The sequence below is a fragment of the Ruegeria sp. HKCCA6707 genome, assembly GCF_013033515.1.
Lineage (GTDB): Bacteria > Pseudomonadota > Alphaproteobacteria > Rhodobacterales > Rhodobacteraceae > Ruegeria.
This window is the reverse complement of the sequence record NZ_WQEG01000002.1, coordinates 244,683-258,764: the sequence shown is the minus strand read 5'-3', so window position 1 is coordinate 258,764 and position 14,082 is coordinate 244,683. Positions and strand designations below refer to the sequence as shown.

The 14,082-nt window shown below is 57.8% G+C and carries 15 protein-coding genes; 9 read left to right on the top strand and 6 right to left on the bottom strand.

All coding sequences use genetic code 11. The features are described from left to right. Positions 1-40 precede the first annotated feature (40 nt). The 4 genes from GOW40_RS07170 to GOW40_RS07155 all read left to right on the top strand — a co-directional run bounded on the left by GOW40_RS07170 (position 41) and on the right by GOW40_RS07155 (position 6,205). A complete protein-coding gene (locus GOW40_RS07170; protein WP_171136599.1) occupies positions 41-1,369 on the top strand; it encodes an amidase in 1,329 nt (442 codons plus the stop codon). Positions 1,370-1,477: 108 nt separating this feature from the next. Continuing rightward, complete coding sequence (locus GOW40_RS07165) at positions 1,478-2,659, top strand: aminotransferase class I/II-fold pyridoxal phosphate-dependent enzyme (protein WP_171132240.1); 1,182 nt, start codon at positions 1,478-1,480, stop codon at positions 2,657-2,659. 15 nt (positions 2,660-2,674) lie between these two features. Continuing rightward, positions 2,675-5,569, top strand: a complete 2,895-nt coding sequence (locus tag GOW40_RS07160) for a DNA translocase FtsK (RefSeq protein WP_171132242.1) — start codon at positions 2,675-2,677, stop codon at positions 5,567-5,569. Between the two features lie 39 nt (positions 5,570-5,608). Beyond that, positions 5,609-6,205, top strand: a complete 597-nt coding sequence (locus tag GOW40_RS07155; RefSeq protein WP_171132244.1) for an outer-membrane lipoprotein carrier protein LolA — start codon at positions 5,609-5,611, stop codon at positions 6,203-6,205. 10 nt (positions 6,206-6,215) lie between these two features. Here the strand turns inward: GOW40_RS07155 and GOW40_RS07150 are convergent, their stop codons facing one another. Continuing rightward, positions 6,216-6,797: a lytic transglycosylase gene (locus GOW40_RS07150; RefSeq protein WP_171101319.1), complete on the bottom strand. Its 582-nt coding sequence runs from the start codon at positions 6,795-6,797 to the stop codon at positions 6,216-6,218. Between the two features lie 60 nt (positions 6,798-6,857). Then, a complete protein-coding gene (locus GOW40_RS07145; RefSeq protein ID WP_171132246.1) occupies positions 6,858-7,739 on the bottom strand; it encodes an AEC family transporter in 882 nt (293 codons plus the stop codon). Between the two features lie 80 nt (positions 7,740-7,819). Here GOW40_RS07145 and hspQ point away from each other — a divergent pair, with 80 nt between their 5' ends. Further along, positions 7,820-8,146, top strand: a complete 327-nt coding sequence (gene hspQ, locus GOW40_RS07140; protein WP_171101696.1) for a heat shock protein HspQ — start codon at positions 7,820-7,822, stop codon at positions 8,144-8,146. 35 nt (positions 8,147-8,181) lie between these two features. Here the strand turns inward: hspQ and ggt are convergent, their stop codons facing one another. The 3 genes from ggt to GOW40_RS07125 form a co-directional block, all read right to left on the bottom strand. Beyond that, a complete protein-coding gene (gene ggt, locus GOW40_RS07135; RefSeq protein WP_171132249.1) occupies positions 8,182-9,759 on the bottom strand; it encodes a gamma-glutamyltransferase in 1,578 nt (525 codons plus the stop codon). A gap of 211 nt (positions 9,760-9,970) precedes the next feature. Beyond that, positions 9,971-10,393: an ATP-binding protein gene (locus GOW40_RS07130; protein ID WP_171132251.1), complete on the bottom strand. Its 423-nt coding sequence runs from the start codon at positions 10,391-10,393 to the stop codon at positions 9,971-9,973. Positions 10,394-10,443: 50 nt separating this feature from the next. Continuing rightward, positions 10,444-10,776 (bottom strand): STAS domain-containing protein, encoded by a 333-nt coding sequence (locus GOW40_RS07125; protein ID WP_171230916.1) that lies wholly within the window; start codon positions 10,774-10,776, stop codon positions 10,444-10,446. A gap of 101 nt (positions 10,777-10,877) precedes the next feature. On the opposite strand from GOW40_RS07125, the gene GOW40_RS07120 reads away from it, so the two are divergent. Further along, the gene (locus tag GOW40_RS07120) at positions 10,878-12,050 is read left to right on the top strand and encodes an acetyl-CoA C-acyltransferase (protein WP_171132253.1); all 1,173 of its coding nucleotides are present in this window, start codon (positions 10,878-10,880) and stop codon (positions 12,048-12,050) included. Positions 12,051-12,121: 71 nt separating this feature from the next. Then, on the top strand, positions 12,122-12,574 hold the full coding sequence (locus GOW40_RS07115) for a GAF domain-containing protein (protein WP_171132254.1): 453 nt from the start codon (positions 12,122-12,124) through the stop codon (positions 12,572-12,574). 1 nt (position 12,575) lies between these two features. Here GOW40_RS07115 and GOW40_RS07110 read toward each other — a convergent pair whose 3' ends face one another. Next, the gene (locus tag GOW40_RS07110) at positions 12,576-12,860 is read right to left on the bottom strand and encodes a DUF1294 domain-containing protein (protein WP_171132256.1); all 285 of its coding nucleotides are present in this window, start codon (positions 12,858-12,860) and stop codon (positions 12,576-12,578) included. Positions 12,861-12,976: 116 nt separating this feature from the next. Between GOW40_RS07110 and GOW40_RS07105 the strand changes: the two genes are divergently transcribed. Continuing rightward, positions 12,977-13,546: a helix-turn-helix domain-containing protein gene (locus GOW40_RS07105; RefSeq protein ID WP_171132258.1), complete on the top strand. Its 570-nt coding sequence runs from the start codon at positions 12,977-12,979 to the stop codon at positions 13,544-13,546. Between the two features lie 141 nt (positions 13,547-13,687). After that, positions 13,688-14,068: a GFA family protein gene (locus GOW40_RS07100; RefSeq protein WP_171132260.1), complete on the top strand. Its 381-nt coding sequence runs from the start codon at positions 13,688-13,690 to the stop codon at positions 14,066-14,068. The last annotated feature ends 14 nt before the right edge of the window (positions 14,069-14,082 follow it).

Here is a 14,082-nt window from a genome sequence, read left to right as displayed (position 1 = left end):
CGCTACCGTCGCGAAAAGTCAAAAAGCAGGAGGCGTTGGGATGCAGGACTGGTTGACCATGACAGCGTGTGATTTGGGTCGTGGGATTGGCATGGGTCAGATTGATCCGGTCGAGCTGACCGAAACCTACCTGTCGGCCATTGATGACCATCCGCATCGCGACCGCATCTATGCCCGCGTGACCCACGACCGTGCCCGGGCCGAGGCCGCAGCCGCCGCGGAACGCGCCAAGACAGGGTTGCGCCGGTCATTGCTGGACGGCGTGCCGATCAGCTGGAAAGACCTGTTCGACACCGCAGGCATCGGAACCGAAGCGGGCTCGGCCTTGCTCAAAGGTCGTATTCCGGATGCCGACGCTTTGGTTTTGCGCAACGCGACGCAGATGGGCACGGTCTGTCTGGGCAAAACCCATATGAGCGAGCTGGCCTTTTCTGGCCTTGGCCTTAACCCGATCACGGAAACACCTCCCTGCGTGAATGACGAGGCGGCTGTTCCGGGCGGATCCTCATCGGGGGCCGGGGCCTCGGTAGCTTGGGGGTTGGCGGCCTGTGGCATCGGTTCGGACACGGGCGGGTCGGTTCGGATCCCGTCAGCGTGGAACGATCTGGTGGGGCTGAAGACCACCGCAGGGCGGTTGAGCCTTGAGGGCATTGTGCCCTTGTGCCTGCGCTTTGACACCGTTGGCCCGTTGGCGCGTTCAGTCGAGGACGCCGCCCATATGCTGGCCGCATTGGAAGGCGGAACACCAGCGGACTTGCGTAGCGCCACGCTGAAAGGCCGCCGCTTTGCCGATCTGCAAAACGTCGCCAAGGACGACCTGCGCACCGCACCGGGTCAAGCTTATGAAAACGCACTGGCGAAACTGTCCGAAGCGGGTGCCGAGATCGTACCACTGGAAGTGCCCGAGCTGAACGACGCCATGGGTCTGACCAGCGTGATCTATACCGCCGAAGCCTATGGGCTGTGGCGTGATGTGATCGAAGCCAACCCTGAGGCGATGTATCCCGAAATTCTGGAACGGTTCCGCATCGGGTTGGGCTATTCCGGCCCCGACTATGTGGCGGCCTGGGCCAAGCTGAAGGCGTGCCGCAACGCCTGGGACGCTGCCACCGCGGGGTTTGACGCGGTCCTCGCGCCTACGGCCCCAATTCTGCCGCCCAATCTGGAGCGGTTGATGAATGATCACGACTATTACGTTACCGAAAACCTCTTGGCTCTGCGCAATACTCGGATCGGGAACCTGATGGGGTTGACGTCCCTGACTTTGCCAACCGGAACACCAAGTTGCGGGCTTATGGTTCTCAGCTATCCCAACTCGGAAGAGGCGCTTTTGCGCATTGGCGCAGCCATGGAATCGGCTTTGGCCTGAATGCCACAATCCCCTGATTCGGAACCTCTTTGTCTGGACGAGAGGGCGCGTGGGCTGTAACCTGCCTTTCAAACGGGGCGTAAATGATCCCGATATTGAGGCAGTAATATGAATTTCCCCGAGCGGTTTTCGAACCTTCCGGCATATGCATTTCCGCGCCTGCGCGCCCTGTTGGATCACCATCAGCCCGGCGGCGAAGTAGTGCACATGACAATCGGCGCGCCGACGCATGATTTCCCGGCTTGGGTGACAGATGTCATCATTGAAAACGCGGCCGGGTTTCAGGGATATCCTCCGAATGAAGGCTCGGCTGAGCTGCGAGAGGCAATCACCGACTGGATCCAGCGCCGCTATGGTGTCGAGATGGACCCCGATGCCAATGTGATGGCGCTGAACGGTACGCGCGAGGGGCTCTATAACGCCGCGATGGCACTTTGTCCCGAACAGAAGAATGGTCAGCAACCCGTAATTCTGTGTCCGAATCCATTTTATCAGGTCTATATGGTCGCCTCGCTTTCGGTTGCAGCGCAGCCCTATTTTGTGCCCGCCACCGCTGCGACAGGGCATTTGCCGGACTACGCGGGCCTGCCCGAAGACATTCTGAACCGCACGGCGATTGCCTATATCTGTTCACCGGCTAATCCGCAGGGCGCAGTGGCGTCGCGCGATTATTGGGCCGAGCTGATCCGCTTGGCCGAGACCTATGATTTCCGGATCTTCGCAGATGAGTGCTACTCCGAGATCTACCGGGATGAGGCACCAGTTGGCATACTGACTGTGGCGCAAGAATTGGGGGCTGATCCTGAACGCATTACCCTGTTCAACTCGCTGTCAAAACGGTCGAACCTGGCCGGTTTGCGGTCAGGTTTGATTGCAGGTGGGCCAAAGACAATTGACCACGTCAAAACCCTGCGCACCTATGCGGGTTCACCCCTGCCGCTGCCACTGCAGGCCGCTGCGGCCAAGGTGTGGGCGGATGAGGTGCACGTGCGGGAAAACCGCGCGCTCTATCAAGAGAAATACGCCATCGCCGATGAAGTCTTTGGTGGCGTGCAGGGATATATGTCCCCGCAGGCTGGCTTTTTTCTGTGGCTACCGGTCGAAAACGGCGAGGAGACCGCATTGAAAGTCTGGAAAGAAACCGGAGTTCGGGTTCTGCCAGGCGCATATCTGTCTCAAGGGGATCCGGGGCAAAACCCGGGCGAAGGCTTTATCCGGGCTGCTTTGGTGGCCCCAAAAACAGAGTTGCAGCGCGGGCTGATTACGCTGCGCGACTGCATCTATTCGTGAGGTACGAGGGCGAACATGGCATCTTATAACGCGCGTAATCGCGATCCATTGCTGGACAGCACCACTCAGGCCGCGCTGGAACGGCGCAGCAAGGAGCTGGTTGGTATTGCATTGATTTTGCTTGGTCTGGCCGCAGCTGCAATGATCTGGTCCTATTCTCCCGAAGATCCCAATTGGATGGTCTCGACGGACGCACCAGTTCAGAATTGGATGGGCCGGATCGGAGCGTCGATTGCAGCCCCCTTGTTCATGATTGTGGGCTGGGGCAGTTGGGGGATCGCTTTGGTCCTGATCGCATGGGGCGTGCGCTTTGCCGGGCATTTCAACGAAGACCGCGCCGTCGCCCGCCTGATCTTTGCACCGATCTGGATCGCCGTAGCCTCGGTCTATGCCGCCACGCTTGTTCCTGGTGCGGAATGGCGCGCCACTCACAGCTACGGGCTGGGAGGTTTGTTTGGTGACACGGTCATGGGTGCCTTGCTGACATTGCTGCCGATTTCTTCGCACTTCCTGGTCAAACTGATGTCGCTGGCGATGGCGCTGGGCATGTTGGCGATGGGTGCCTTTGTACTGGGCTTTTCAAAGGATGACGTTCGCCGGGGGTCCCGGGCGTTCCTTTTGGGGCTTGTCATGTCCTATGACATCCTGATGAACCTGTTGGGTCGTGGGGCTGCGGCCACCGCGCAGGCGGCGCGTGATCGCCGTGCCAAATGGGACGAGCGCAAGGCGTTGCAGGCCGAAGCCGCAGAGTTTGACGATGAGTTCGCGTATGCCGATCCGATCTTTGATGAACCGGACCTGACTGACGCGCCCAAACAGGGGCTGTTGGCCCGGATGCCTGGCCTGATCCGCCGCCCCGATCCGATGCCCGAGCCTGAACTGATCGATCCCGAACCTATCGCTGATTTCGACGACATGCCCGGCGAAGATCGCATTCGTTCGAAAATCTCGGCCGCCGTACGCAATCGCAAAGTGGCTACGGGTGAGATGACGCCCGAGCCGGATCCGAACCTGCCGCTGACCAAAGGGCGCGGTCGTCGCCCCGATCCTTTGATCCTGAACGCGGGCCAAGGTGATGAATTGCCGCCTGAACCGCCGATTACAGCTGCCGGATTGCCGCCCGAACCACCGGTTACTTCGGCCGAAACGCAGTGGCAGGACCCGTCAAGCTTTGCACCCGAACCCGACTTGGACGCCTACACAGCCGATCTGGATGATGATCCGGTCTTTGAGGACGATATCGAACCCGCGTTGCAACAGCGCCCGGCGATGAAGATCCCGGCAGCAGAGCCGCGCAAACCGGTTGTGGCGCAACCGGTGCGCCGTACGCCCCCGCCCTCGCGACGGGCACAGGCCGAAGCGCAACCAACGCTGTCTTTCGAAGAACGGCATTCCGATTTCGAGCTGCCGCCTTTGGGTCTGTTGTCAAACCCGGCCAATATCCAACGCCACCATCTGAGCGACGAAGCGTTGGAAGAAAACGCGCGGATGCTGGAAAACGTGCTGGATGACTACGGCGTCAAAGGCGAGATCGTCAGCGTCCGCCCCGGCCCCGTTGTGACCATGTATGAGCTGGAACCGGCGCCGGGCCTGAAAGCCAGCCGTGTGATCGGATTGGCCGACGATATCGCGCGTTCGATGTCGGCCCTGTCGGCGCGGGTCTCGACCCTGCCAGGCCGTTCGGTGATCGGTATCGAACTGCCCAATGAGAACCGCGAAATGGTGGTACTGCGCGAAATCCTTGCCAGCCGTGATTTCGGCGATGGCAACCAGGCGCTGCCTTTGGCCTTGGGTAAGGATATCGGCGGTGAATCCGTTGTGGCGAACCTGGCCAAGATGCCTCACCTGCTGATCGCGGGTACCACTGGGTCAGGTAAATCGGTGGCGATCAACACGATGATCCTGTCGCTGCTGTACAAGCTGACACCGGATGAATGCCGCTTGATCATGATCGACCCCAAGATGCTGGAACTGTCTGTCTATGACGGTATCCCCCATCTGCTCTCACCGGTTGTTACCGACCCGAAAAAGGCGGTGGTCGCTCTGAAATGGGTCGTGGGCGAGATGGAGGATCGCTATCGCAAGATGTCCAAAATGGGCGTCCGAAACATCGCGGGCTATAACGGACGGGTCAAAGACGCGCTGTCCAAAGGCGAAATGTTCAGCCGCACGGTGCAGACCGGATTTGATGATGAAACCGGCGAACCCGTGTTCGAGACGGAAGAATTCGCGCCCGAGTCGATGCCTTATATCGTGGTCATCGTGGACGAGATGGCCGATCTGATGATGGTCGCGGGCAAAGAGATCGAAGCCTGCATTCAGCGTCTGGCCCAGATGGCGCGGGCCTCGGGTATTCACCTGATCATGGCCACCCAGCGTCCTTCGGTGGATGTGATCACCGGGACAATTAAGGCCAACTTCCCCACCCGGATTTCGTTCCAGGTGACCTCGAAAGTCGACAGCCGGACCATTCTGGGAGAGATGGGTGCCGAACAATTGCTGGGGCAGGGCGACATGCTTTATATGGCGGGTGGGGCCAAGATCACCCGTTGTCACGGGCCGTTCGTGTCGGATGAAGAGGTTGAAGAGATCGTCAACCACCTGAAACAGTTCGGCCCGCCGGATTACATGAGCGGCGTGGTGGATGGCCCGGCTGAAGAAAAGGCCGATAATATCGACGCGGTTCTGGGCTTGAACACCGGTGGCAATACCAACGGAGAAGACGCGCTTTATGATCAGGCGGTGGCGATTGTGATCAAGGATCGCAAATGCTCGACCTCATATATTCAGCGGAAACTTGCCATTGGGTACAACAAAGCCGCACGGCTGGTTGAGCAAATGGAAGACGAAGGTGTTGTTTCAGGGGCAAATCACGTGGGCAAACGCGAAATCCTGGTGCCCGAGCAGTAGGATATTTAATAACAAGGGCAAAACGCTTATCTGGGTTTTATGAAACAGATCGCTTTTGCCCTTGCCGTTGCGCTGATCGCCCCTGCCTCTTGGGCGGCTGAGAAGCTGCAACTGTCACAGATATCGAACTACCTCAACGACCTGACGACGGTTCAGACCACGTTTACGCAAGTAAACGATGATGGGTCACTCAGCACTGGGCAGCTCTGGCTGGACCGGCCCGGCAAGATGCGGTTCGAATATGATCCGCCCAACAGCGCCGTTGTGCTGGCGCGTGCCGGTACGGTTCAGATTTTTGATCCCAAATCCAATCAGCCGCCCGAGCAATATCCGCTGCGCCGCACGCCCCTGTCATTGGTGCTGGCCCGCAACGTGAATTTGGGGCAGGCCAATATGGTGGTTGGTCATGACTTTGACGGCACGGCGACGATCGTCACCGCGCAGGACCCAAAGAATCCGGAAAACGGGCGGATTGAACTGATGTTTACCAGCGATCCGGTCGAACTGCGCAAATGGGTGATCTATGACAGCGCAGGTACCCAGACCACGGTACTGCTTGGGGCGCTGACCGAAGGCGAAAGCTTTGATTCCAGCCTGTTTTCCAGCGGTAAAAGGGTCGGGTCAACCAATCGCTGACCCAAGCCGATCAGATCCGGCAACTTGCAAGCTGGGCTTGATACAGTTGCGCGCGGGCATCCACATCATCAGCCACATTCAGAAGCCATGACTTCCGGTTATAGCTGCCCCGGGCAAAGCCAGCATGACCTTCGTGATAGGCCAGATACTGGTTGCGCGTGTCGCTGGGATGAATGCCGTTTTTCTCAAAGCTTTTATTCATATACCAGCCGATAAAGTCGGATGCGTCGCGGATACGATCCCGCTTGGCGCGCCGCTTGCCGGTTTCGCGCTGATATTGCTCCCACGTTCCATCCAGCGCCTGACCATAGCCATAGGCGCTGCTTTGACGTCCCATGGGGATCACGCCCAGAACATATTGGTGCGGCGTGCGCGCGTCATGGCGATACCGGCTTTCCTGATAGATCGTGGCCATCTGAACGTGAACAGGGACACCCCATTTCCGCTCGGTGTTTTTGAAGGCCTTGATATATTCAGGCTTTTCGCGCGCAATACTGCACGCGTCATTCAATCTGCTTGGTGGTTGCTTAGAGCCACCACCACAGGATGCCAAAAGCAGCACCCCGAAGAGTACGAAAAGAATTCTGCTCATGTGCCTCGTGCCTTTTTTCTTTATTCTAGCGCAGATTGAGCCTTTAGGAAATCACAATCGCTACAGAATAATTGCTAGAATTATCGGCAATGCCGCTACTGATAGCAGCGTCGACACCATGACCATGCCCGCAACGGCGTCGGAATCGGCGTTGAACCGCTCGGCCAGCAGGTAAGACGTCACCGCAACGGGTGTACACATCTGCAACACCATCACGCCAAAGGCGATGCGGTCCAGTTGGAATGCTTCGGCCAATACCCAGCCCAGAACAAAGCAAACCAGGAGTTTTAATAGCGACAACCAAACAGCCTGCCGCAGCTTTTGTGTTGTCAGGCGGGCGATCGCCACACCGACTGTAATCAGCATCAGGGGCACCGCCATCTGGCCTAACAGATCCAGCGTGTTGGTCAGGAAGACCGGCGTTTCCCAACCTTGCCACAGAAACAGCGCACCCAAAAGCGTGGCCCAGACCATGGGTTCTTGCAAAGCTTTCCCAAACGCGCCGCGCCCCGCCACCAAATAGATTCCGTAGGTAAACGAGAACAAAGCCGTTACCGCAAGAAAGATAACCGCATAGCCAAGCCCCGCTTGACCAAATGCAAAGATACACAAGGGCAGCCCAAGATTGCCCGTATTGCCAAAGATCAGCGGTGCCAGATAACTGCGTTGATCCAACCCGGTTATCCGGACAAACACCCCAAATGCCAACGCCAGCGCCACATGGCCTGCAATGGCTGCCAGTGTAAAAAGCGTCAATTGCCCTGCGGGAATATCGGTTTGCATCAACGCGACAAAGATCAGACTGGGAACGGCCAACGTCACCCCAAGCCGGGTCACAAATTGCAAACGATACTCAAAACCCAGCTTGACCCAGATAAACCCAATCGCTGACAGCAAAAAAACAGGTGCCACAATTTCGAACACTGTCAGAATTAGGTTCACAGACTGTTTCCTTTGATTTTCGACGAATGATTGGCTTTTCGACCCGGAAAGATGTAGTAAAGCCTTCGGGGGCTGAAGCAATGCTAAAGACACATGCCAAATATCGCCTGGGACAGGTGGTCCGTCACAAAAAACATCCCTTCCGAGGGGTGATTTTTGATGTTGATCCAGAGTTTGCGAACTCGGAAGAATGGTATGAAGCCATTCCCGAAGACAGCCGCCCTATCAAGGATCAGCCCTTCTATCACTTGCTGGCCGAAAACGATCAATCCTTCTATGTTGCTTATGTTTCAGAACAAAACTTGATCGAAGACCAATCAGGCGAGCCGGTTGAACATCCTGATATTCCAAACATGTTCGGGCCATTCCAGGATGGGTCCTATCCTTTGCACTTTCAGTTGAACTGAATTTGCGGGTCAGGTCTTTTGCCCGACCCGCAACGCTAGTAGCCCAAGGCGCAACCATCTTTTCTCGGGTCACTTGCCCCTTCCAATACACCGCTTTCGTGGATACGGATGGCTTGGGCACCGCCTAGTGGTGTTTCCGGAGTCTCGATAATGTGGCCCATTCCTGACAATTGTTCGCGAACACTGTCCGAATAGCCGCGTTCCATTTTCAACACTCCGTCAGTCGCAAACGCCCTCGGACCCGTCAGGTTGTCCTGCAAACCCATGTTGAAATCCACCATGTTCGACAGAAACCGTGCATGGCCCGTCGGTTGATAGGCCCCGCCCATCACGCCAAACGGCATCAGGACGCGTCCGTTTTCGCGCAACAGACCCGGAATAATCGTGTGCATAGGTCGTTTGCCACCGCCCAATTCGTTTGGGTGCCCGGCTTCAAGGGTAAAGCCCGCTCCGCGATTTTGCAGAAGAATTCCAAACTTGGGCGAGGCGATGCCCGACCCAAACCCGTGATAGATAGAATAGATCAACGACACCGCCATTCGGTCACGATCCACCACAGTGATATAAATCGTGTCTTTATGTACGGCCTCGGTCAGCTCAGCCGCCGCTGGCATCGCACGTTTGGGATCAATCAGCACCGCAAGCTTTGCTGCCGTCTCGGGTGCAAGAAAGTGCTCCATCCGACTGCTGTAATCCGGATCCGCTATGAAGCGGTTGCGGGCATCATAGGCCAGTTTCGTTGCCTCAGCTTCAATATGAACACGCTCTGCGCCCCAAGGGTCCATTCCGGCCAGGTCGAAATGCTTCAAAATGTTCAGCAGCAAGATCGCAGTGGCCCCTTGCCCGTTAGGCGGATGCTCCAACAACTCGAGACCAGCATAGTCGCCCGAGACGGGTTCGGTCTTGGTACACTGCGTGATTGCGAAATCCTGCTCGGTATGCAGGCCGCCAAACTCAGACAAGGCCGCCAGCATGTCTTCGGCAACCTCACCAGTGTAGAACGCGTCGCGCCCGTCGCGCGCGATGCGACGCAACACCTCTGCCTGTCCGGGGCTGCGAAAGATGTCTCCGGTTTTCAGGGTCTTGCCTTGGTGCAGATAGTGATCCCGCGCTGCGCTTTGCAACGTTTTCGCGCCATTTATCCAATCAAACGCCACCCGCTGAGCCACAGGAACTCCGGTCTCGGCATAATGTATCGCGGGGTTTAGAATGGCCTCTAACCCCAGCTTTCCTTCGGTTTCGGACAAATGGCAGAACGCATCAATCGCACCGGGAACGGTGACAGCATCCGGGGTATTTAACGGCATGGCCGTCAGGCCCTTGTCTCGCAACAGAGCGGCGTTCGCCGCCTGCGGAGCGCGGCCCGAGCCATTGAGCGCACGAATCGTGTTCTCCCCGGGCCGGTTGAAAAGAACGAAACAGTCACCCCCGATCCCGGTCATCTGAGGTTCGCATATGCCGAGCAAAACCGCTCCGGCAATGGCCGCGTCCATCGCGTTGCCGCCTTGTTCAAGTATGTCGAGAGCCGCCTTTGCCGCCAACGGATGCGACGTGGCGCACATTCCTTCGGTCGCCAGAACCTCGGACCGGCCCGGCATATGTAAATCGCGCATCAGGATCCCTTTGCATTGATCAGGGCGAACCTAAGATGCTGATCGAGAATGTCCAACAGATTTGGGGGGGAAGTCCTCGACGCCGGTCACTGGGTGGGGGCTGTGACGTCCGGCGCCGAGGGAAGCTATCTGAGCTACCCTCTCTGTATGATTAGCATTTGCGGCGCCTCAATGGTCCGATCTGGGCGTTATTGTGGCCATTTCACGTATGTCATGACATTTCCGCGAAATCAAAGCTCAGAACCAGCCGATTCACACCCGCCTCGCGCTCATACACGACGTCGCTGGTCAATTGTCGGATCAGGAACCACCCGAATCCCCCTTCGGGCAGATCCTGCCGCGCGGTTTCGACCGAGGCTGCTTTGGCCTCTGGGATCTTTGTGCCGGGCATCGGTTGGCCGGTATCAATGATTTCGATGTCCAGCGTATTTTTGCGCAGGCGACAATTGACCTGAATGTCAGCAGCATCAACGCCGGAATATGCATGTTCGACAATATTGTTGACGGCTTCGGCCAACGCGATTCTGACATCACCGACGCGATCCGCCTGCAAACCTTGTTCTGCAAGACATGCACTCAGATATGCGATTCCCGAACTGGCCTGAACCTCAGTTGCCGAAAACGTCAGGTCCATGCAATCTGCTTTCTGGGTTGGCGTCACTATGTTTCACTCCGGCCCGTGTGTCAGTCAGCCGCGACCGCATCCTCAAGAGAAGCAAAAAGCTTGAACACCGTATCCATCCGGGTCAGCCGAAACACCTTTTCGACCACCGGATGAAGCCCGGCCAGATCTAGCCGGCAACCGTCGTCCAGCTGTTTCATTGACGCAACGATGGCACCCAGCCCGCTGGAGTCGATGAATTCGAAGACGGACAGATCCAGAATCACGCGTTTTGCCTTGGCTTCGGTGACACGGCGCATGTCTTCCTTGAATTGAATTGCCATAGCCGCGTCAATCCGGTCACAATTGACGGCGATAACCTGCGTGTCACCTGTTGTCGTACTGCTGAGTCCCATGCCCGCGACCCCTTGGATTTTGAAATCTATCGTAGAAATACGCTAGACGGGAATTCTTACCATTCGGTATCCAGAGTTCGGAAAGGCATGGGAGGCTTCTGATGAAAGACGTTGTGATCGCAGGTGCGGCACGCACACCGATGGGTGGCTTTCAAGGCGTGTTCGAAGGGGTGCCCGCAGCCCAGCTTGGTGGCACAGCCATTCGGGCCGCGCTGGATGGTGCAGGGGCTGCTACGGTAGATGAGGTTTTGATGGGCTGCGTCCTGCCCGCAGGTCAAGGCCAGGCCCCAGCGCGTCAGGCCGGGTTTGCTGCGGGTCTGGGCGAAGAGGTGCCTGCAACCACGCTCAACAAGATGTGCGGCTCGGGCATGAAGGCAGCCATGATGGCCTTTGATCAGATCGCGCTGGGCCATGCCGAAACCATGGTGGCCGGTGGCATGGAAAGCATGACTAACGCCCCATATCTGCTGCCGAAAATGCGCGGTGGGGCGCGGATTGGTCATGGTCAGGTGGTCGACCACATGTTCCTTGACGGGCTGGAAGATGCCTACGACAAGGGTCGTCTGATGGGCACATTTGCTGAAGATTGCGCCGAAGCGTTCCAATTCACCCGCGAAGCGCAGGATGAATATGCGCTACAGTCCTTGTCGAACGCGCTGAAGGCACAAGACAGCGACGCGTTCAGCCATGAGATCACCCCCGTCACGATTGAGACCCGCAAGGGTGCCGTGGTCCTTGAGGCTGACGAACAACCAAAATCCGCTCGGCCCGAGAAAATCCCTACCCTGAAACCGGCGTTCCGCAAGGACGGAACCGTAACAGCGGCCAATTCCTCGTCAATTTCCGACGGTGCAGCAGCGCTCGTTCTGGCGTCAACCCAAGCGGCCGAGGCGCAGGGCCTGACAGTCCGGGCCCGCATTCTGGGCCACGCGAGCCATGCACAAGCCCCCGGCCTTTTCACAACTGCCCCGGTTCCAGCGGCGCAAAAACTGCTTGAGCGTTTGGGTTGGAGCAAAAACGATGTGGACCTGTGGGAGGTCAACGAAGCCTTTGCCGTTGTCCCCATGGCGTTCATGCATGAAATGGGCCTGCCGCGTGAAATCGTGAACGTCAATGGCGGCGCCTGTGCCTTGGGCCACCCGATCGGAGCCTCGGGCGCGCGCATCATGGTCACGCTTCTCAACGCACTTGAAAAGCGCGACCTCAAACGCGGCATCGCTGCAATCTGCATCGGAGGCGGAGAAGGCACAGCCATTGCAATAGAACGCGTTTGACCCTTCCTGTTGTTTCAAATACGGCAGGTGTTGGGGCCGCGCGCGCCCCGGAAACGTCAAAAAGCCATACCATGACTGTCGACTACGCAACGCTGTCCAAAACCATCGCTGCCCTGACCGAAGGCGAAACCGATCAGATCGCGCTGATGGCCACGATCGCATGCGAGGTGCATCACGCTGATGATCGGTTCGACTGGACCGGGTTCTATCGCGTGACCGAACCTGAGCTGCTGAAAATCGGCCCCTATCAGGGTGGCCATGGGTGCCTGGTCATCCCGTTTCATCGGGGTGTTTGTGGCGCCGCCGCGCGCACCGGTGAAACCCAGCTGGTCCCCGATGTCGAGGCCTTTCCCGGCCATATCGCCTGCGCTTCCTCCACGCGGTCGGAACTGGTTCTGCCGGTGCGAGATGCCAAGGGCGAGGTCATTGCGGTCTTTGACATCGACAGCGATCAGCCGGATGCTTTCCGTCAATCCGATGCAACCGCGTTGCTGGCTATTTTGGACAGCGTGTTTGCGCGCTGAGCTAAGAAAACACGCGCGCGACGTCGCCGGACAAGACGAAATAGACCAAACCCGCCTGCACGCATAGAATCGCGTAGAGCCCAAAGCCAAAACGGGATTTGCGGGTTTTGTGCTTGAAAATCCAGCGACCCAGAACCGCACCGGGGCTGCCACCAAGCGCTGCAAGCCACAAAAGCCGACGCTCGGGGATCCGACGTTTCCGGCGACCCGCGCGCAGCTTGTCCCAGCCAAAGGCCAGCAAAGCCAAGGCGTTAACTGCCCACAGATACAACACGACGATCCACATGGTGACTGATTATCCAAGGTCACCCAAACACCCAAGTGAAAAAACGCTTGGAAATTTCATTGATTCGGGTCATCGTGAAAAACAACGGTAAAATTTCACGAAAGCCGGAGCCAGCTTTGAACGCTCAAGCCCCCCATGGCGCCACGCTCGGAGCGGATATCCGCGCCCTACGCAAAGCGCGTGGGCTGACACTGACTGAAATCGCCGTGCGTCTGGACCGCTCGGTCGGGTGGCTCAGCCAGGTTGAACGGGACATGTCCGAGCCATCGATCTCGGACCTGCGCCAGATTGCTGAATGTCTGGGCGTGCCGATGTCGATGCTGTTTGCCCATTCCGCTGTTCCGGTCGAAGAGCAGGGCTATGTCGTGCGCGCCGGGTCACGGCGGCCGATGGGGTCGGGTGAGGAAGGGTTGATCGAGGAATTGCTTTCGCCCGATCTGACCGACGATTTCGAGATGGTGCATTCAACTTTCGAGCCCCACTCCAAGATGCAGACACCCGCCAACAGGCCAACTCAAGAGGTGGGCTATATGATCTCGGGCCAGCTGGATCTGACCATCGGTTCGCGGCAATTCACGGTCGGACCAGGCGACAGTTTTCGGATCAAACATGAACCCTATCACTGGGCAAACCCCTACAACGCGCCCGCCGTGGCGATCTGGGTCATTGCCCCACCGGTGTATTAATGAGCTTTGAAGCCTGTGCCATATTTGCCCGTTCTGGGCTGAAGTCCGACATCTGGGCCCCCCGTTTTATGGCGACCTGTTTCTTCATCCATGGCGTGTTGCTGGGGATCAGCTCCACGCCCACAGCACGGGGGTAACGATATGTATACCGGTTCCTGCCTTTGCGGTGCGGTGGCCTTTACCATCGACGGCGCGCTTCAACGCCCTTCGGCCTGCCATTGCGGGCAATGCCGCAAACAATCGGGCCATCTCTGGGCCTCGGCCGTGGCCGATCAGGACGCGCTCAGTTGTACCGCCAGCGACACGCTTGCCTGGTATCGCGCTTCGGACATTGCGCGGCGCGGGTTCTGCAGCGCCTGTGGCTCGTTCCTGTTCTGGCAGCATAATGACGAGGACACGATTGCCGTCTCAATGGGATCGCTGGACGAGCCGACCGGCCTGAAACTCGCCCGGCACATCTTTGTCGCTGACAAAGGCGATTACTACGACATCAAAGACGACTTGCCCCAAGAGGCACAGTAATAGGGATCATGAAA

Coding starts and splice junctions, on each gene's coding strand:
- GOW40_RS07170 (WP_171136599.1), top strand. CDS start 41: ATGCAGGACTGGTTGACCATGACAGCGTGTGATTTGGGTCGTGGGATT.
- GOW40_RS07165 (WP_171132240.1), top strand. CDS start 1,478: ATGAATTTCCCCGAGCGGTTTTCGAACCTTCCGGCATATGCATTTCCG.
- GOW40_RS07160 (WP_171132242.1), top strand. CDS start 2,675: ATGGCATCTTATAACGCGCGTAATCGCGATCCATTGCTGGACAGCACC.
- GOW40_RS07155 (WP_171132244.1), top strand. CDS start 5,609: ATGAAACAGATCGCTTTTGCCCTTGCCGTTGCGCTGATCGCCCCTGCC.
- GOW40_RS07150 (WP_171101319.1), bottom strand. CDS start 6,797: ATGAGCAGAATTCTTTTCGTACTCTTCGGGGTGCTGCTTTTGGCATCC.
- hspQ (WP_171101696.1), top strand. CDS start 7,820: ATGCTAAAGACACATGCCAAATATCGCCTGGGACAGGTGGTCCGTCAC.
- ggt (WP_171132249.1), bottom strand. CDS start 9,759: ATGCGCGATTTACATATGCCGGGCCGGTCCGAGGTTCTGGCGACCGAA.
- GOW40_RS07130 (WP_171132251.1), bottom strand. CDS start 10,393: ATGGACCTGACGTTTTCGGCAACTGAGGTTCAGGCCAGTTCGGGAATC.
- GOW40_RS07125 (WP_171230916.1), bottom strand. CDS start 10,776: ATGGGACTCAGCAGTACGACAACAGGTGACACGCAGGTTATCGCCGTC.
- GOW40_RS07120 (WP_171132253.1), top strand. CDS start 10,878: ATGAAAGACGTTGTGATCGCAGGTGCGGCACGCACACCGATGGGTGGC.
- GOW40_RS07115 (WP_171132254.1), top strand. CDS start 12,122: ATGACTGTCGACTACGCAACGCTGTCCAAAACCATCGCTGCCCTGACC.
- GOW40_RS07110 (WP_171132256.1), bottom strand. CDS start 12,860: ATGTGGATCGTCGTGTTGTATCTGTGGGCAGTTAACGCCTTGGCTTTG.
- GOW40_RS07100 (WP_171132260.1), top strand. CDS start 13,688: ATGTATACCGGTTCCTGCCTTTGCGGTGCGGTGGCCTTTACCATCGAC.